This is a genomic window from Streptococcus sp. 27098_8_75, from assembly GCF_041432475.1.
GTDB lineage: Bacteria > Bacillota > Bacilli > Lactobacillales > Streptococcaceae > Streptococcus > Streptococcus gordonii.
Map to the genome: position 1 here is coordinate 36,713 of NZ_JAPVZR010000003.1, position 18,236 is coordinate 54,948.

Consider the following 18,236-nt stretch of genomic DNA (forward strand, 5'->3'; position numbering starts at 1 on the left):
ATTTAACTATATAAAAATCATAAAATGTGGTAAAATAGTACAGATAAAATAAGGAGTGTAAAAATGGTAGAACCCAAGTATAAACGTATTCTAATCAAGTTGTCCGGCGAAGCTCTTGCTGGTGACAAAGGTGTTGGTATCAATATTCAGACCGTTCAAAAAATGGCTGAAGAGATCAAGGAAGTTCACGATTTAGGAATTGAAATTGCCCTTGTTATCGGTGGTGGCAATCTCTGGCGTGGAGAACCAGCTGCCGAAGCTGGAATGGATCGTGTACAAGCTGACTATACTGGTATGTTGGGGACTGTTATGAATGCTTTGGTCATGGCTGATTCTCTACAGAGAGTTGGGGTTGATACTCGCGTTCAGACTGCAATTGCTATGCAACAAGTTGCAGAGCCGTACATTCGAGGTCGTGCACTCCGTCATTTACAAAAGGGACGTATTGTTATTTTTGGAGCTGGTATTGGGTCACCCTACTTTTCAACCGATACAACAGCCGCCCTTCGTGCTGCAGAAATTGAAGCAGATGCAATTTTGATGGCTAAGAATGGTGTTGATGGGGTCTACAATGCGGATCCTAAGAAAGATAAGACTGCTGTTAAGTTTGACGAATTGACCCACCGCGATGTCATCAGCAAGGGATTGCGAATCATGGATTCTACAGCTTCTACTCTTTCTATGGACAACGATATCGATTTGGTTGTCTTTAACATGAATGAAGCCGGAAATATCAAACGTGTTGTCTTTGGAGAGCAAATCGGGACAACAGTATCAAATAATTTATAAGAAATTGGAGATGAAAAACTTATGGCAAATGCAATTGTAGAAAAAGCAAAAGAAAGAATGAGTCATTCGCATCAAAGTTTGGCGCGTGAATTTGGAGCTGTCCGTGCGGGTCGTGCAAACGCAAGTTTGTTAGACCGTATCAGTGTTGAATACTATGGTGTAGAGACTCCGCTCAACCAAATTGCTTCAATTACTATTCCTGAAGCTCGTGTTCTTTTGGTGACACCTTTTGATAAGTCTTCTCTCAAAGATATCGAACGTGCTATCAATGCGTCTGATCTTGGTATTACGCCAGCCAGCGATGGATCTGTTATCCGTTTGGTTATCCCGGCTTTGACTGAGGAAACTCGTCGCGACCTAGCTAAAGAAGTGAAAAAAATTGGCGAAAACGCTAAGATTGCGATTCGAAATATCCGTCGTGATGCTATGGATGAAGCTAAGAAGCAAGAAAAAGCAAAAGAAATCACTGAAGACGAATTGAAGACTTTAGAAAAAGATATTCAAAAAGTAACAGATGACGCTGTCAAGCATATTGATGAAATGACTGCGCACAAAGAAAAAGAACTCTTAGAAGTTTAAAATTTTATCAAAATGAACACTCAGTTGGCACTGCTGACTGAGTTGTTTTAACATAAACATCCTTGCCCTTCAAAAAATGCAAGGTAGAAGAAGGAATCAATGAATACAAATCTTGCTAATTTTATTGTGGGTTTGGTTACAGATGAAAACGATCGTTTTTACTTTGTCCAGAAGGATGGTCAGACCTACGCCCTAGCTAAGGAAGAAGGCGAGCATCAGTTGGGCGAGTCCGTTAAGGGATTTGCCTACACTGATATGAAGCAAAAATTACGCCTGACAACACTAGATGTAACAGCAACTCAAGAAAGCTTTGGCTGGGGAACAGTGACTGAAGTGCGTAAGGACTTGGGTGTCTTTGTCGATACTGGACTTCCTGATAAGGAAATTGTTGTATCGCTGGATGTTTTACCTGAGTTGAAGGAGCTTTGGCCCAAAAAGGGTGATAAGCTCTATGTACGCCTGAGTGTAGACAAGAAAGACCGAATCTGGGGGAATCTGGCCTATCAGGAAGACTTTCAACGTTTGGCTCGTCCGGCCTATAACAATATGCAAAATCAAAATTGGCCAGCTATTGTCTATCGCCTGAAGCTTTCAGGTACCTTTGTTTACCTTCCGGAGAATAATATGCTGGGTTTTATCCATCCAAGTGAGCGTTATACAGAGCCACGTTTGGGGCAGGTCTTAGATGCGCGGGTCATTGGTTTCCGTGAAGTAGACCGTACTCTTAATCTTTCTCTTAAACCTCGCTCTTTTGAGATGCTGGAAAATGATGCCCAGATGATTCTGACCTACCTAGAAAGCAACGGTGGCTTTATGACCTTAAACGATAAATCCTCTCCAGAAGATATCAAGGCCACTTTTGGTATTTCTAAGGGACAGTTCAAAAAAGCTCTGGGTGGTCTGATGAAGGCAGGAAAAATTAAGCAAGATCCGACTGGCACTGAGCTACTTTGAGGAATCATTTAAAACTTATGAATTTGGAAAGAAGCCAAGAGAATTTACCCCTTTTCCAATGATAAGATTCTCCTCCATCAGGAGACATTCCTCTTATAATCTGGGCTTCTTTCCCAGATTATTTTTTATCTTTTTGTGGTAGAATAGAAGAGACTTTTACTAGAATGAGAGAAATTATGCCTAAGAAAGAAAGAAAATTTGATAGCCATTCTATTCCGAGACGCTTAAATCTCCTATTTGGAATGGTGATTATATTATTTGTGACTTTGATTGGCCGTCTGGCTTATATGCAAGTCCTCAACCAAGATTTTTATACTAAAAAATTAGCAACTGCTAGCCAAACAAAGATAAAACTAAGCTCGGTTCGTGGGCAAATTTATGACGCATCTGGGAAGCCTTTGGTTGAAAATGCGACCAAACAAGTTGTTTCCTTCACTCGCAGTAATAAGATGACTGCTGCCGATATCAAAGAGACTGCCAATAAGTTACTGGATTATGTGGATGTGACAGATGTAGACTTAAAAAAACGCCAGATTGCTGATTATTATCTAGCGGATCCAGAGGTTTACCAAGAGGTAGTTGCCAAGCTACCGAAGAAGAAGAAGTTTGACTCAGATGGAAATCGCTTATCTGAATCAAAAATTTACAATAATGCTGTAGAAAGTGTGGATGTATCTAGTCTTAACTATAGTGATCAGGAAAAAAAGGCTATTTTTCTCTTTAGTCAGATGAATGAGATTGCTAATTTCGAGACGGGAAATATTCGTACGGACGATTTATCAACAGAACAAGTGGCTCTAATTGCGTCTAGTAGCAAGGAATTAACTGGAATTAGTATTTCAACTGCCTGGGAGCGCAAGGTTTTGGACACTCCATTAGCTTCTATTATTGGTAGTGTTTCAAGTGAAAAAGCAGGTATTCCCGCTGAGGAAGTAGATGCCTATTTGAAGAAGGGCTATTCTTTGAAAGACCGTGTGGGAACCTCCTATCTTGAAAAAGAATATGAGTCGGTCCTGCAAGGAGAACGGGCGATTAAGGAAATCCACCTGGACAAGAACGGGAATATGGAAAGTATCGACACAATTTCTGAAGGAAGCAAGGGAAAAAATCTCAAGCTGACTGTGGAAATGGCTTTTCAAAATGGTGTAGATGAGATTCTAAAAAACGCTTTTGTCGCGGAATTAACAGCAGGGAATGCCACTTATTCTGAAGGAGCCTATGCTGTTGTCATGAACCCAGAAACTGGAGCTATTCTTGCTATGGCCGGAGTTAAGCATGATTTGAAATCAGGAAATGTTAGCTCGAACTCTTTGGGAACTGTGACAGATATCGTGGTACCAGGATCAGTAGTTAAGGCAGCCACTTTGACAGCAGGCTGGGCTAATAATGCTATCTCAGGCAACCAGACGTTGACGGACCAACCAATAGTCTTCGGTCAGGATTCGTCATCAATTACATCATGGTTTACTAGTTATGGGAATCGGGATATTACAGCTGTGGAAGCCTTAGAGTATTCGTCAAATACTTATATGGTGCAAGTTGCCCTCAAGATGATGGGAACACCTTATACTCCGAATATGGGAGTGGATTTGAAGAATTTAGACTCTTCCATGGAAAAATTGAGAGAGACTTTTGCAGAATATGGCTTGGGTGCTAAAACGGGAGTGGACCTTCCGACAGAATCTCAAGGTTATACTCCTAAAGAGTTCACTTTTGCTAATTACTTGACCAATGCTTTTGGTCAGTTTGATAACTACACACCTTTGCAATTAGCCCAGTATGCAGCTACAGTCGCGAATAATGGTAAACGGGTTGCCCCGCATTTAGTTGAAGGTATTTATGCTAACGACAAAAATGGTGGCCTAGGAGACTTGATTGAAAAGAAAGAAACCAAGGTTTTGAATCAAGTGAACATTTCTGAAGAGAATATGAAATTGATCAAGGAAGGTTTCTACCAAGTGGTTCACGGGGGAAGTGGTTTTACGACAGGAAGAACCATTTCTCAAGGTGAGTCAGTTCCAATCAGTGCTAAGACAGGAACGGCTGAAACCTTTGTTAATAATGGTCAGCAGGCTATCAACACTAATGTTGTAGCCTATGCACCAAGTGATAATCCTAAGATCGCAGTGGCGGTTGTTTTCCCACATAATACCAATCTATCATCAACGGTTAGCCACAGCGTTACTCGGGATATTATCAATCTATATAATCAACTACACCCTATGAATTAGAAAGGATGCTATGTTATATCCAACCCCTATTGCTAAGCTCATTGATAGTTTCTCAAAACTGCCTGGTATCGGTATCAAGACAGCTACACGTTTAGCCTTTTACACCATTGGAATGAGTGATGATGATGTCAACGAATTTGCTAAAAATCTTTTGGCAGCTAAGCGTGAACTAAGTTACTGCTCAATTTGTGGTAATCTGACGGATGAAGATCCCTGCGCTATTTGTCGAGACGAATCGCGTGATCAATCTACAATCTTAATTGTTGAGGATAGTAGAGATGTCTCAGCCATGGAAAATATTCAAGAATACCACGGGCTTTATCATGTCCTGCATGGCTTGATTTCACCTATGAACGGTATTGGACCGGATGATATCAATCTTAAAAGCTTGATTACTCGTCTGATGGATAGTGAGGTGACAGAAGTTATTGTTGCGACCAATGCGACAGCAGACGGAGAGGCAACCTCTATGTATATCTCAAGGGTCTTGAAACCTGCTGGTATTAAAGTTACTCGACTAGCGCGTGGTTTAGCAGTTGGCTCCGACATTGAGTATGCGGATGAGGTAACCTTGATTCGTGCAATCGAAAATCGTACAGAATTATAAAAATAAGGATTCTTCTATTCTTGAAGAATCTTTTTTCTATTCAAAAAAAATCGGAATTATGATATACTAAAACGGTCTAAAGAGAATCAATCTCAAGTATAAAATCTTTAAAGAATAGGATAGACGAGATGGCAAAGAAAAGTTTAATTTTGTTGTACGGTGGTCGTAGTGCAGAGCGGGAAGTATCAGTCTTGTCGGCAGAAAGCGTTATGCGGGCTATCAATTATGATCTATTTTCTGTAAAAACATACTTCATCACGAAAGAGGGCGACTTTATCAAGACTCAGGAATTTGAAGCAAAGCCAGCGGCTGATGAGAAGCTGATGACCAATGCCACAGTGGACATGACTCGGAAGATTAAGCCTAGCGATATTTACGAAGATGGAGCAGTGGTCTTTCCAGTCCTGCATGGTCCCATGGGCGAAGATGGCTCAATTCAAGGCTTCCTAGAAGTACTCAAAATGCCTTATGTCGGCTGTAATATTCTATCTTCTAGCCTGGCCATGGATAAAATTACGACCAAGCGAGTTCTGGAATCAGCAGGTATTGCTCAAGTACCTTATGTAGCGGTGGTTGATGGTGAGGATCTAGAGCAAAAAATCCAGGAAATCGAAGAGAAATTGTCCTATCCCGTCTTCACCAAACCTTCTAATATGGGCTCCAGTGTCGGCATTTCAAAATCTGATAATCAGGAAGAACTGCGTGTTTCTCTGGAACTGGCTTTCAAATATGATAGTCGGGTACTAGTCGAGCAAGGTGTAACAGCTCGTGAGATTGAGGTCGGGCTTCTTGGTAACGCTGATGTCAAAAGTAGTCTTCCAGGGGAAGTTGTTAAGGACGTGGCTTTCTATGACTATCAAGCCAAATACATTGACAATAAAATCACCATGGCAATCCCGGCTCAGCTTCCTGAAGGTGTGGTGAATACCATGCGTCAGAATGCTGAGACAGCTTTTCGTGCTATTGGTGGTTTAGGACTATCTCGTTGTGATTTCTTCTATACAGAAGACGGTCGGGTCTTTCTAAATGAGCTCAATACCATGCCAGGTTTCACCCAGTGGTCTATGTATCCACTGCTCTGGGAAAATATGGGGCTGGCCTATCCTGACTTGATTGAGAAGTTAGTCAGACTTGCTGAAGAGGCGTTTGCTAAGAGAGAGGCGCATCTTATCTAAAATATGATATAATAGAGGGGCTGAAAATTTTCGGTCCTTTCTTTTTGCGAGCAAACCGAAAAACGAGGAAGAAGTATGAAATTAGATTTATATGAAATCGCAGAAGTCCTATCTGCGAAAAATGATGTGACTCAGTTTGAAAATGTCGCACTTAGAAATGCTGAGTTTGACAGCCGTTTGATTGAGTCAGGTGACCTTTTTGTGCCCCTCAAGGGAGCGCGTGACGGCCATGACTTTATCGCAACAGCCTTTGCTCAGGGAGCTGTTGCCACCCTATCTGAGCGTCCAGTGGCAGAGGGGGCTTATATCTTAGTTGACGATGTCCTGAAGGCCTTCCAGTGCTTGGCCAAATACTATCTGGAAAAGATGCAGGTGGATGTGCTGGCGGTGACAGGTTCCAATGGTAAAACGACAACCAAGGATATGCTGGCTCAGCTACTAGCAACCAGCTACAAGACCTATAAGACACAAGGTAATTACAATAACGAAATCGGTCTGCCCTACACAGTTCTTCACATGCCTGAGGATACAGAGAAACTTGTCTTAGAAATGGGGCAGGATCACTTGGGTGATATCCATCTCCTGTCTGAACTTGCCAAACCTAAGACGGGCATTGTGACTCTGGTCGGAGAAGCCCATCTGGAATTTTTCGGTAGCCGAGCTGAGATTGCCCAAGGCAAGATGCAGATTGCGGACGGCTTGAGAAAAGATGGTCTCTTGATTGTTCCGGCGGATAAGATTGTCAATGAATTTCTGCCAGCAGACTGCAAGCTAGTTCGCTTTGGTCCTGATGCGGATATCTTCCTGACGCGTCTGGAAGAGCGCAAGGATAGTTTGAGCTTTGAATGTAACTTTTTAGAGCAGAGGATTGACCTGCCTGTGACTGGTAAGTACAATGCAACCAACGCCATGATTGCGGCCTATGCAGCTCTGCAGGAGGGTGTATCTGAGACAGCTATTGCTCAGGCTTTTTCTAAGCTGGAGCTGACCCGCAATCGAACAGAATGGAAGAAAGCTGCTAATGGCGCAGATATTTTATCGGATGTCTACAATGCCAATCCAACAGCTATGCGCTTGATTCTTGAGACTTTCTCGACCATTCCGGCTAATCCAGGTGGACGAAAATTGGCGGTGCTGGCAGATATGAAAGAGCTGGGAGCGGACTCTAAGTCCATGCACGGCTCGATGATTACCAGTCTCAATCCAGAAATTGTGACCGACCTTTTCCTTTATGGACAAGACATGGAAGCCCTCTATGACTATGCCAAGGAGATCTACCCGCCAGGAAGAGTCCATTACTTTATCAAAAATAACGAGAAAGACCAGTTTGAACAGATGACCAAAGCTGTCAGAGAGAAGCTGACCCCTGCCGACCAAATCCTTCTCAAAGGCAGCAATTCCATGAATCTGGCGAAGCTGGTAGAGGATTTGGAAGATGGAAACTAAAGAAGCTGCAAAAACCATTCAACGTCTCCTTTCTATTACAGAGACTGGACTGGCATTTAGTCGTGATGAATTTGATCGAGAGCGTTACTTAGAACTCCGTCAGCTTTTGGGACACCTCCTGGCTGATTGGTCAGATTTGGATGGGAAAGAATTGACAGAGCTGTTGCGCCCAACGGATTTTTATGCCACTCCCTTGATTGATGTCCGAGCTGTACTGGTTCGAGACGGAAAAGTCTGTTTGGTCAAGGGGAAAAATGAGAATACTTGGGCTTTACCTGGCGGCTTTTGTGAAGTCGGCCTATCTCCTAAGGAAAATATCGTCAAGGAAGTCCAAGAAGAAACGGGATTTAATGTTTCAGTTTCTCGTCTGCTTGCAATTTTTGATACTAATAAATTTCAATTTCAGAGTAAGCAATATGCTAAACTGGTCTTCGAGTGTCAGATAGAGGATGGAGATTTTCAGCCTAATACAGAAATAGAAGAGTTAGCTTTTTTTGATATCCAATCTTTACCAGAATTATCTTCTAAGCGGACTACAAAAGAGCAGTTGGAAATCCTTTGGGAAATTTATCAAGGAGATAGAGAACAGTATTTGGATTAGTTGAAAAATTAGTCAAAGACTATTAAATACTTTATTATTAATTTTAAAAATAGGAGATGAGAATGGGAGATTTTTTTACAAGTCAAAAAACAGAACCGCCCGTATTAACACCTTTGGGATTAGTGCTCATGCTACTTGCTTTATTTATTGTGATCTATAGCGCAAGTAGATTTTACAAACAAAAAAGCTTTCAAAGAATTTTTCAAGGACTGCAGATTGTCCAATTGGTTCTTTTGTATGGTTGGTACATGGCTACTCAGGCTCCCTTGACTGAGAGTTTGCCTTTCTACCATTGTCGGATTGCTATGTTTGCAGTCTTGCTCTTGCCAAGGAGAACATCTTATAAACAATACTTTGCCTTATTGGGGGTATTTGGACCGATTTGTGCCTTGCTTCACCCCATTTTTGATCCTTACCCGCTTCCGCATATTACCTTATTTTCTTATTTAGTTGGGCATTTGGCTCTTTTGGGAAACTCCATTGTTTATTTGATGAATGAGTTCGATTATAAAATTTTATCCAATCGTCGGATTATTGAAATAACTTTTGGCATGAATGCTGGCATTTTCCTTGTGAATCAGCTAACTGGTGGAGACTATGGATTCCTCAAAAATCCTCCTTTAGTTGGTGACTATGGTATGTTAGGAAATTTCCTCTTAGTATCTACAGTATTAGTTGTAGCTCTGTGTGGTTTTTCCCTTCTTTTTAAACGCTTAAAAGAAGCTCAGGAAAACAGAATATTCCTTTTAAAAGATTGGAGAGAATGAAATGATTCCATTTTTAACGACAAATCAGACAGCTCCGCCTTTGATCTCGGCTCTTGCCTATGCTTTAATGATTTCCCTTGTTGTCTTATCCATTTATGGTGCAGTTAAATATCATGACAATCCAGGCTTTGTTAAAGCGTTTAAGTGGATTCAGTTTGTTCAGCTTTTGGCTCTTTATGCTTGGTATATAGGCTTCCGTCTTCCTTTGGCCAACAGTCTTCCTCTTTATCATTGTAGACTAGCCATGTTTGCCATGATTTTCTTACCAGATAAATGGAAGATAAAGCAGTATTTTGCTTTACTTGGAGCTAGTGGTGCTATTTTTGCCTTGGGTTATCCTGTATTTGATCCTTATGACTTTCCACATATTACAAGCTTTTCATTTTTGATTGGTCATTATGCACTTTTAGTTAATTCTTTGATTTATCTATTTAATCATTATGATAAACGTTTACTAAAAAAGTCCGAGATTATTGCCTATACCTTGATGTTGAATCTCTTCTTGATAGGGGTCAATCAAGTGACAGGAGGAAATTATGGCCTTCTAGCTAGACCTCCGTTTATCAGTGGTGACAACCTCTTGATCAACTATTCTTTGGTTTCTTTTATTCTGATTCTGGCCTTGCTTCTGTTTGACGAATTATTTAAAAGAAATATTTTCAAAAGAAAACTTTTTAGAAGAAAAAGGTCGGTTTAAGAGGGCTTGAAAATAAGCAGGTTTCTAATATTAAAAGCAGCACTTCAAGGGCTGCTTTTGTTTAAGTCTTTATGATTTGGTATCAAGAATTATAAGAGCATCTCGCAGTTCATCTGCCAGGTGATTTTTCTTATAGTCAAGAAATTCTTCTAAATCTTTAATAGTGTTATATCGCTTGTGAAGACGATACATCTGTGAAATCTTATACTGAGGAAAGTCATTAAAAAAGTTTTGAGTCAGTTTCCATTCACGAACATAGCCCAAAGGACGCATGTGATAGCGAACACCATCAATGACTCGGCTATGGTGACGATGATGAAGATGGCCAAAAACGACATCTTTCACCCCATATTTGACAAAGAGCTGGTGAAAAGCTTGGCTACCTAGGAAGGCGTTGAAGCGTTGGAAATATGGGTGGTCATAAAGAAATTCTTGATGGGGGACAAAATGTAGAGCAATAATAATGGGACCATCCAAAGAAGCAAGTAGTTTTTCTAGCTGGAGGAGGCTATGAGCTGTAAGGCTAGGATCGTCCAGTTCCCTATCTAATCTACGATCAAACCAGAAGTTGTTTTTGGTTCTTAGATGCTCTTCCTTGCTTTTTTCTGGAACAAAGCTGTAATCATACCATCCAGAAAAGCTGACGAGTTTGGTCTGACCAAACTGTTGGACCTGAAAATCATAGTTAGAAATCTCTTGTTCAGAAAGTCCCAGCATATCGTGGTTGCCGAGATTAAAAGAGGTGGGAAGTTCTTGCACCAAGTCTTCAATAAAGGGCAAACTAATATTGGTTAGGTCATTAGATAGATCTCCTGCAATGTGAAGATGGTCAATTCTCTCTTTTTTTAAAACCTCCTTAAGTGTCTTTAGTTCAAAGTGTCCAAACTGATTGGAGTCCAGATGGAGGTCGCTCATAAATCCGATTCTTGTCATGGTTTTAGTCTAGCACAAAATTGTTTACATGAACATATATAAGTTTAATTAGTTGCGCAGAGCAGATTTTAAGGGATATTTAACGAAGAGTGGTTAAGATATTAGGAAAAGAGTAGACCTTTTTCATGTCGTGAAATTTACTTTTCTAACAATTTTGTAACAAGGAGTCCCTTGACTTGCTATTCATTAAAAAGTATCATACACTGGATTCTGGACTTCTTGAATTTTATTTCAAAAAATAGTCAAACGTGTATAAGTATGGTATAATTAAACGATATGTGAAAAGAGGTAGTTATGGATATTTCAGAAATTCGTCAAAAGATTGACGCAAATCGTGAAAAATTAGCTTCTTTCAGGGGGTCTCTTTGACTTAGAAGGTCTGGAAGAAGAAATCGCCATCTTAGAAAATAAGATGACAGAACCTGACTTTTGGGATGATAATATTGCCGCTCAAAAGACATCTCAAGAACTCAATGAACTCAAACAAACCTATGAAAATTTCCATCAGATGACGGATCTTTTTGATGAATCAGAAATTTTGCTTGATTTTCTAGCTGAGGATGATTCGGTTCAAGAGGAATTAGAGGAAAAGCTGGCAGAACTCGAGAAAATGATGACCAGCTATGAAATGACTTTGCTTTTGTCTGAACCATATGATAATAATAATGCTATTCTTGAGATTCATCCGGGCTCTGGAGGTACAGAAGCTCAGGATTGGGGAGACATGCTGCTCCGTATGTATACACGTTTTGGCAATGCCAAGGGCTTCAAGGTAGAGGTTCTAGACTATCAGGCAGGTGATGAAGCTGGTATTAAATCAGTCACTCTTTCTTTTGAGGGGCCGCATGCCTATGGTCTGCTTAAGTCGGAAATGGGAGTTCACCGTTTAGTTCGAATTTCTCCATTTGACTCAGCTAAACGTCGCCATACGTCCTTTACTTCCGTAGAGGTTATGCCTGAATTGGATGATACCATTGAAGTAGAAATTCGAGAAGACGATATTAAGATGGACACCTTCCGTTCGGGCGGAGCTGGTGGTCAGAACGTCAATAAGGTTTCTACTGGTGTGCGACTGACGCATATTCCTACTGGAATTGTGGTGCAGTCTACTGTTGATCGGACTCAGTATGGGAACCGTGATCGTGCAATGAAGATGCTTCAGGCTAAGCTGTATCAACTTGAACAAGAGAAAAAAGCAGCTGAAGTTGACTCATTAAAGGGCGATAAAAAAGAAATTTCGTGGGGAAGCCAAATTCGCTCTTACGTCTTTACACCTTATACTATGGTTAAAGACCACCGGACCAGTTATGAAGTGGCCCAGGTTGATAAGGTAATGGACGGCGATTTAGATGGCTTCATCGATGCTTATTTAAAATGGCGTCTCAACTAACAGAAGGGAATTTTAGTAATAAATGTCTATTATTGAAATGAGAGATGTTGTCAAAAAATACGACAACGGAACAACAGCCTTGCGAGGTGTGACGGTAAAAGTAGAGCCAGGGGAGTTTGCCTATATTGTAGGACCCTCAGGGGCAGGTAAATCTACCTTTATTCGCTTGCTCTATCGTGAAGTTGCACTTGATAAGGGTGCGTTGACAGTAGCAGGCTTCAATTTGGCTAAGATAAAAAAACGTGACGTACCAATGCTTCGCCGTAAAGTAGGAGTAGTCTTCCAAGACTATAAACTGCTTCCAAAGAAGACAGTATATGAAAATATTGCTTATGCCATGGAAGTAATTGGTGAACGCAGAAGTCACATTAAGAAACGGGTTATGGAAGTATTAGACCTAGTAGGACTTAAGCATAAGGTCCGTTCTTTCCCTAACGAACTTTCTGGGGGAGAGCAACAGCGGATTGCTATCGCTCGTGCAATTGTCAATAACCCTAAGGTTTTGATTGCTGACGAGCCAACTGGGAACTTGGACCCAGATAACTCTTGGGAAATTATGAACTTATTAGAGCGGATTAACCTGCAAGGTACAACAGTTCTAATGGCGACCCACAATAGCCAAATTGTAAATACTTTACGCCATCGCGTCATTGCGATTGAAAATGGCCGTGTGGTACGTGATGAAGCGGAAGGAGAATACGGATACGATGATTAGTAGATTTTTCCGTCATTTGATAGAGTCGCTAAAAAGTTTGAAGCGAAATGGTTGGATGACGGTAGCCGCAATCAGTACGGTAATGATTACTCTTAGTTTGGTTGCTATTTTTGTTTCGGTTATTTTGAATACGACAAAATTAGCCAATGACTTGAAAAACAATGTTCGAGTGATGGTTTATGTTCGTAAAGACATTGAAGACAATAGTATGACGGTTGTTAAAGAAGGTCAGACTGTTGATAATGAAAATTATCATAAAGTCTATGATGCTTTGAAAAAAATTGACCATATTGAAAAAATCACTTTTTCAAGTAAGCAAGAGCAATACGAAAAATTGACAGAGACTATGGGAAGCGATTGGAAAATCTTTGATGGTGACGCAAATCCCCTATATGATGCCTACATCGTTGAGACAACCGATCCAAAATATGTTTCTTCAGTAAAGGAAGAAGCCCAGAAAATCGACGGGGTCTCAGATGTACAAGATGGTGGAGCAAACACCAAGCGGATTTTCTCTTTGGCTGACTTTATTCAGACTTGGGGCTTAATCTTGGCTGGTATGTTGATATTCATTGCTATCTTCTTGATTTCCAATACTATTCGGATTACCATTATTTCTCGGAGTCGGGAGATTCAAATTATGCGATTGGTAGGAGCAAAAAATAGTTATATCCGCGGACCTTTCTTGTTAGAAGGTGCCTGGATTGGTCTACTTGGAGCTGTTATGCCAGCAGCCCTGGTTTATTTTGCATATAACATTGCCTATCGATCAGTCAATAAAGGTTTAGTGGCACAAAATCTCTCAATGATTGCACCTAAATTATTTATTCCAATCATGATTGCCTCTCTCTTTGTTTTGGGAATCATTATTGGCTCAATTGGATCTGTCTTCTCAATGAGACGTTTCTTGAAGATATAAACAAAAGGATTAGCTTAGCTAATCCTTTTCATTCTGTTCGTTTATTTTAAAAATGGATTGAACATTTTTTCATGGGCAATTGTTGTAGCAGGTCCGTGTCCTGGATAGACATCATATTCTTTCGGCAAATGAAGCAATTCTTGTTTGATACCAGCAATCAGCTGGTCAAAATTTCCAGTTGGAAGGTCTGTGCGTCCAATAGATTCTCTAAAGAGAGCATCTCCGGACAGAACAAAATGACCTTCAGGGAAAACAAGTGAGACCCCTCCGATAGAGTGCCCCGGAGTGGGGAGGACATAAAATTTAAAACCATCTAATTCATAATTTTGATGATAACTAAAGAAATGCTCAGCTGGTTTCAAGACAAGTGTTTCGATATCGTTATGGCGATCGAGTCCAGAAAGATTCAACTCAGGTGTATAGAGCCAGCTGGCTTCGCTTTCAGCTACATAGACTGGAGGATATCCAAATGATTCTCGAACCAAATCTAGGCTCATGATATGGTCATAATGGGTATGGGTTAGTAAAATTGCTGAAATAGGCTTTCCGATTTCAGTGATTTTCTTTTGGATTGCTTGAAAGTTACTACCGGGATCAACTAGGATCAGATGACTATCATTTTCTATATAATAGGTATTTTCGTAAGCTAAAGGATTTAATGTTTTATGTACTTTCATGATTTTTCCTCTCTATCTATGATGAGTGTATCAAAAAAATTAAGTTTTAGCAGAAATGAAGCTCAATAATGGAATATCTATCTCTTGTTAAAGCTAGATTGCCTAATCTAGAAATCATCTAAGTACTCTCTGGCTTTCATTATTCTAGTCTCGCATCTTGACTGCAAACATGGTATAATTTTGATAAGATGAAACGAAAAAATATGAAGTATGCTATTGTCGATTTGGAAGCGACAGGAACAGGTAGCACCGCAAAAATTATTCAAGTAGGAATTGTCATTCTAGAAAATGGAGAGATTAAGCAGACCTATCAAACAGATATTAATCCTCATGAGGCTTTAGAAGAACATATCAAACAGCTAACAGGTTTGTCTGATCAACGCTTGAGCCAGGCGCCTGATTTTTCTCAGGTGGCGCGTGAGATCTATGAACTAATTGAAGATGCAGTTTTTGTAGCCCATAATGTTAAATTCGATGCAAATTTATTAGCAGAATCCCTTTTTTGGGAAGGTTTTGACTTATTGTCTCCTCGTGTCGATACTGTAGAGTTGGCTCAAGTCGTGTTTCCAACTTATGAAAAATATGGGCTATCCAGTCTCTGTGAACTACTAGAAATTCCTTTGGAACAAGCCCATACCGCTATTTCAGATGCTATGGCGACAGCCCTGCTATTTTTAAAAATCCAAGAAAAAATTCAAAGTTTACCCAAGCCCTTACTAGAACGCCTTCTTGTTTTGTCTGATAGCTTGATTTATGAGTCTCGCTTGGTGCTGGAAGACTGTTTTGAGAAGATGCCAGATGGAAGAGCAGATGATTGGTTTGATTGTCACGGCATTTATTTAAGAAAGCAGACTAAGATTGGTAAAGAAAGATGTCTATCTAGTGATTTTGCTAAAAATATTTCTTTGCTTGGACTAGAAGAAAGACCTGAACAGCAAAAGTTTGCTTCTCTCATAGAAGAGGCTATGAAAAACCCTTTGCCTAATTTCTTACAAGCCCAGGCTGGCTTAGGAAAGACCTATGGTTATCTGCTACCTCTTTTGGCACATTGTCAGGAAAAGATCGTAGTCAGTGTACCGACTAAAATTTTGCAGGATCAAATTGCAACTGGAGAAGGAAGAGCGATTGAAGAGGTTTTTCAAGTAGCTTTTCATAGTTTAAAAAGTCCAAAATCCTATATCAAGTTGGATGCTTTTTACCAGAGTTTAGAGCGCTTGGATTATAATCGCTTGCTTAACCGTTGCAAGATGCAGCTTTTAGTTTGGCTTACTGAAACTAAAACAGGAGACTTAGAAGAAATTGGTCAAGCTCATCGTTATCAAGCTTTTTTTGAGGAGATTGGACATGACGGCCAATTGAGCAAAAAATCTTTGTTTTACGGTGTAGATTTTTGGCAGATTGGACAGGAAAAAGCAAGGGAGAGTAGAGTATTATTGACTAATCACGCTTACCTCCTCACTCGTTTAGAAGATGATAAAAGTTTGATTGAAGGACGTATTTTAGTAGTAGATGAAGCTCAGAAGCTCTTTTTGGCTTTAGAAAGCTTTTCTCAGAAAGCTCTCAAGATGAATCAGCTACTGCAGACAATTCAGCAAGAAATTCTTCGTGTGGATTCCCTGCTGGAACAACGTCTACTTGAAAGTCTGCAGTTTGAGTTAGCACAGCTAGTGGAAGTTTTTCATAACGAAAGAGTGAGTGAAGTAAGGGAGAAAACCTTGCTTAAGCTGAGACAGGATCTGTCTGAGCTTCCAGCTCACTATCTTCCGGAATTGCGCGAGATTTTGGATCAAAGGTATGAACAATTTTGGTTGGAAGATGAATATTTCGAACAACATCGAGTAACTAGTCTTCATGCAGCTAGATTATCTTTAATGAATTTTCAGGATTTTCTGCCTGAAAGGGTCCAGCTCTTTTTCATATCTGCAACCTTAGAAATCAGCCGAAAGGTGAATCTAGCTCAGCTACTTGGCTTTCAAGCCTATCAGTTTTATCATTTGCCAGCTAAGAATTATCACCAGCAGAGAATTTGGGTCGATAAAGACTTTCCAGATTTGGCTGATTTGCCACTTCCCCACCATGCCCAATTGATTTTTGAGAGGATTGAAAGTTTATATGATCTAAACCTTCCGATTTTAGTTCTCTTTACTTCTAAGGAGCTCTTGTTGGAAGTATCAGAAAATTTGTCTTTGCAGCATCTAGCTCAGTATAAAAATGGTGATGCTAGTAACATTAAACGTCGTTTTGATCGAGGAGAAGCCCAAATATTACTAGGTACAGGTAGTTTCTGGGAAGGAACGGATTTTTCTAGTCAGGACAAAATGATTCAAATCATTACACGTCTACCTTTTGACAATCCGCAAAATGTTTTCACGCAAAAGATGAATCGACGACTTCGACAAGAAGGGCAGAACCCCTTTTATGATTATAGTTTGCCGGTTGCGATTCTACGTTTGAAACAAGCTTTGGGACGGACGGTTCGCCATCGCAAACAGCAATCTGCTGTTCTTATCTTGGATAATCGTGTCTATACCAAGCGATATAGTCGCCAGATCAGAGGAGTCTTATCTAAGACAGCACCAATTGAGCAGTCTTCTTTTCATCAAATTCGACAAGATATAGGACTTTATTTTAAGAAAAAGATTGTAAAAAAGAAAAACGAGTAACTTGTGTTTGGAGATCAAAGAATATTTAAAAACTTTTAACACTCACTCAACTCAAGTTTCTAAATTTTGCTATAATAGAAACATTGAAAAAAAAGAAGGTTCTGATTAATCATGTTTAAAAAATACATTCCAGGTTTGGGTTTATCTTTAGCCATAGCTGCGCTTGCTACTTTTTTGGGCAAAGCTTTTCCTTTGTTTGGCTCCAGTGTATTTGCAATTTTACTTGGTATTCTGTTGAATCATTTTTGGAAAATTCCTCAGAAATTTCATTCTGGCTTGGTTTTTTCGGGTAAGAAACTCTTACAGTATTCTATTATCTTGCTAGGTTTTAGTTTGTCTATTTCAAAAGTTTCTGAAACAGGCTTATCATCTTTAAAAATCAGTATTCTTACGATTTTACTAGCCTTTTTATCCGCTTATCTTATAGGCCGTTTTTTGGAAATGGGACGAGTCTTAACCTTGTTGATTGGATTTGGAACGGCTATTTGTGGGGGTTCTGCTATTGCGGCAGCTTCACCTATTTTAGAAGCTAAAGAAGAAGAGATTGCTCTTTCGATTTCAACTATTTTCTTCTTCAATATTTTGGCAGTTTTCATTTTCCCTTTTCTTGGGCATGTCATGCAGATGTCGGCCGAAACCTTTGGAACCTGGGCAGGGACAGCTATCAATGATACTTCGTCTGTAGTAGCTGCTGGTTATACCTATGGACAGACTGCTGGTGATTTGGCAACTATTGTTAAATTAAGTCGAGCTCTGATGATTGTGCCAGCTTGTCTCATTTTTGCAGGTGTTCGCTATATTAAGTCCCAGTCATCTAAACAAAAAGTAGATTTAAAGAAAATTTTCCCTTGGTTTATTTTATGGTTTGTCTGTGCATCTCTGATTAGTAGTACGGGTGTTTTACCTGCTTCCTTTATTTCCTTTACAAAAATTCTATCTCAATGGCTGATGGCAATGGCCTTGGCAGGAATAGGCTCTCGGGTCTCTTTTGCCCAGTTTAAACAAGCGGGAGCAGCTCCACTTTTAACTGGTGCCTTTGCTTGGTTTGTTGTTGCAGTATCTAGCTTGATTATTCAGTATTTTTTCTAGATAG

17 protein-coding genes are annotated in these 18,236 nt (G+C 40.1%); 15 read left to right on the forward strand and 2 right to left on the reverse strand.

Annotated elements, in window-relative coordinates:
• The first annotated feature begins 63 nt into the window (after positions 1 to 63).
• From pyrH to O3640_RS05690, 10 genes are all read left to right on the forward strand, one after another.
• Entirely contained in the window at positions 64 to 789 is a 726-nt protein-coding gene (pyrH, locus tag O3640_RS05645; protein WP_008809391.1) for a UMP kinase, read from the forward strand.
• Positions 790 to 810: 21 nt separating this feature from the next.
• Positions 811 to 1,368: a ribosome recycling factor gene (gene frr, locus O3640_RS05650; protein ID WP_008809390.1), complete on the forward strand. Its 558-nt coding sequence runs from the start codon at positions 811 to 813 to the stop codon at positions 1,366 to 1,368.
• A 99-nt stretch (positions 1,369 to 1,467) separates the two neighbouring features.
• Entirely contained in the window at positions 1,468 to 2,322 is an 855-nt protein-coding gene (gene cvfB, locus O3640_RS05655; protein WP_061584929.1) for an RNA-binding virulence regulatory protein CvfB, read from the forward strand.
• A gap of 164 nt (positions 2,323 to 2,486) precedes the next feature.
• Positions 2,487 to 4,553, forward strand: coding sequence for a penicillin-binding protein PBP2B (gene pbp2b, locus O3640_RS05660; RefSeq protein WP_061584928.1), 2,067 nt, complete (start codon positions 2,487 to 2,489; stop codon positions 4,551 to 4,553).
• A gap of 10 nt (positions 4,554 to 4,563) precedes the next feature.
• A complete protein-coding gene (gene recR / locus O3640_RS05665) occupies positions 4,564 to 5,160 on the forward strand; it encodes a recombination mediator RecR (protein WP_008809387.1) in 597 nt (198 codons plus the stop codon).
• Between the two features lie 128 nt (positions 5,161 to 5,288).
• Positions 5,289 to 6,335, forward strand: coding sequence for a D-alanine--D-alanine ligase (locus tag O3640_RS05670; protein WP_045773216.1), 1,047 nt, complete (start codon positions 5,289 to 5,291; stop codon positions 6,333 to 6,335).
• A gap of 75 nt (positions 6,336 to 6,410) precedes the next feature.
• On the forward strand, positions 6,411 to 7,781 hold the full coding sequence (gene murF, locus O3640_RS05675) for a UDP-N-acetylmuramoyl-tripeptide--D-alanyl-D-alanine ligase (RefSeq protein WP_268723228.1): 1,371 nt from the start codon (positions 6,411 to 6,413) through the stop codon (positions 7,779 to 7,781).
• Positions 7,771 to 8,382, forward strand: a complete 612-nt coding sequence (locus O3640_RS05680; protein WP_268723227.1) for an NUDIX hydrolase N-terminal domain-containing protein — start codon at positions 7,771 to 7,773, stop codon at positions 8,380 to 8,382. Before murF ends, O3640_RS05680 begins: the two co-directional genes overlap by 11 nt.
• Positions 8,383 to 8,438: 56 nt before the next feature.
• A complete protein-coding gene (locus O3640_RS05685) occupies positions 8,439 to 9,149 on the forward strand; it encodes a TIGR02206 family membrane protein (RefSeq protein ID WP_045773218.1) in 711 nt (236 codons plus the stop codon).
• A gap of 1 nt (position 9,150) precedes the next feature.
• Positions 9,151 to 9,846 carry a TIGR02206 family membrane protein gene (locus O3640_RS05690; protein WP_045773219.1) on the forward strand — a complete coding sequence of 232 codons (696 nt, stop codon included), beginning with the start codon at positions 9,151 to 9,153 and terminating at the stop codon, positions 9,844 to 9,846.
• 69 nt (positions 9,847 to 9,915) lie between these two features.
• Here O3640_RS05690 and O3640_RS05695 read toward each other — a convergent pair whose 3' ends face one another.
• The gene (locus O3640_RS05695; RefSeq protein ID WP_268723226.1) at positions 9,916 to 10,779 is read right to left on the reverse strand and encodes a metallophosphoesterase; all 864 of its coding nucleotides are present in this window, start codon (positions 10,777 to 10,779) and stop codon (positions 9,916 to 9,918) included.
• A gap of 294 nt (positions 10,780 to 11,073) precedes the next feature.
• On the opposite strand from O3640_RS05695, the gene prfB reads away from it, so the two are divergent.
• The 3 genes from prfB (at position 11,074) to ftsX (ending at position 13,803) form a co-directional block, all read left to right on the forward strand.
• Positions 11,074 to 12,169 (forward strand): peptide chain release factor 2 gene (prfB, locus tag O3640_RS05700; protein ID WP_012130522.1). Its coding sequence is split into 2 segments (ribosomal slippage): positions 11,074 to 11,145 and positions 11,147 to 12,169, totalling 1,095 coding nucleotides; the frame shifts between segments, so codons are not numbered across the junction.
• A gap of 22 nt (positions 12,170 to 12,191) precedes the next feature.
• Complete coding sequence (gene ftsE, locus O3640_RS05705; RefSeq protein WP_008809379.1) at positions 12,192 to 12,884, forward strand: cell division ATP-binding protein FtsE; 693 nt, start codon at positions 12,192 to 12,194, stop codon at positions 12,882 to 12,884.
• Positions 12,877 to 13,803, forward strand: a complete 927-nt coding sequence (gene ftsX, locus O3640_RS05710; protein ID WP_020992596.1) for a permease-like cell division protein FtsX — start codon at positions 12,877 to 12,879, stop codon at positions 13,801 to 13,803. Before ftsE ends, ftsX begins: the two co-directional genes overlap by 8 nt.
• A 41-nt stretch (positions 13,804 to 13,844) precedes the next feature.
• Here the strand turns inward: ftsX and O3640_RS05715 are convergent, their stop codons facing one another.
• Positions 13,845 to 14,480 (reverse strand): MBL fold metallo-hydrolase, encoded by a 636-nt coding sequence (locus tag O3640_RS05715; protein ID WP_125376873.1) that lies wholly within the window; start codon positions 14,478 to 14,480, stop codon positions 13,845 to 13,847.
• Positions 14,481 to 14,668: 188 nt separating this feature from the next.
• Here O3640_RS05715 and O3640_RS05720 point away from each other — a divergent pair, with 188 nt between their 5' ends.
• Positions 14,669 to 17,143, forward strand: a complete 2,475-nt coding sequence (locus O3640_RS05720) for a bifunctional DnaQ family exonuclease/ATP-dependent helicase (RefSeq protein ID WP_105165130.1) — start codon at positions 14,669 to 14,671, stop codon at positions 17,141 to 17,143.
• Between the two features lie 111 nt (positions 17,144 to 17,254).
• Positions 17,255 to 18,232, forward strand: a complete 978-nt coding sequence (locus O3640_RS05725; RefSeq protein ID WP_082307529.1) for a YeiH family protein — start codon at positions 17,255 to 17,257, stop codon at positions 18,230 to 18,232.
• Positions 18,233 to 18,236: the final 4 nt, after the last annotated feature.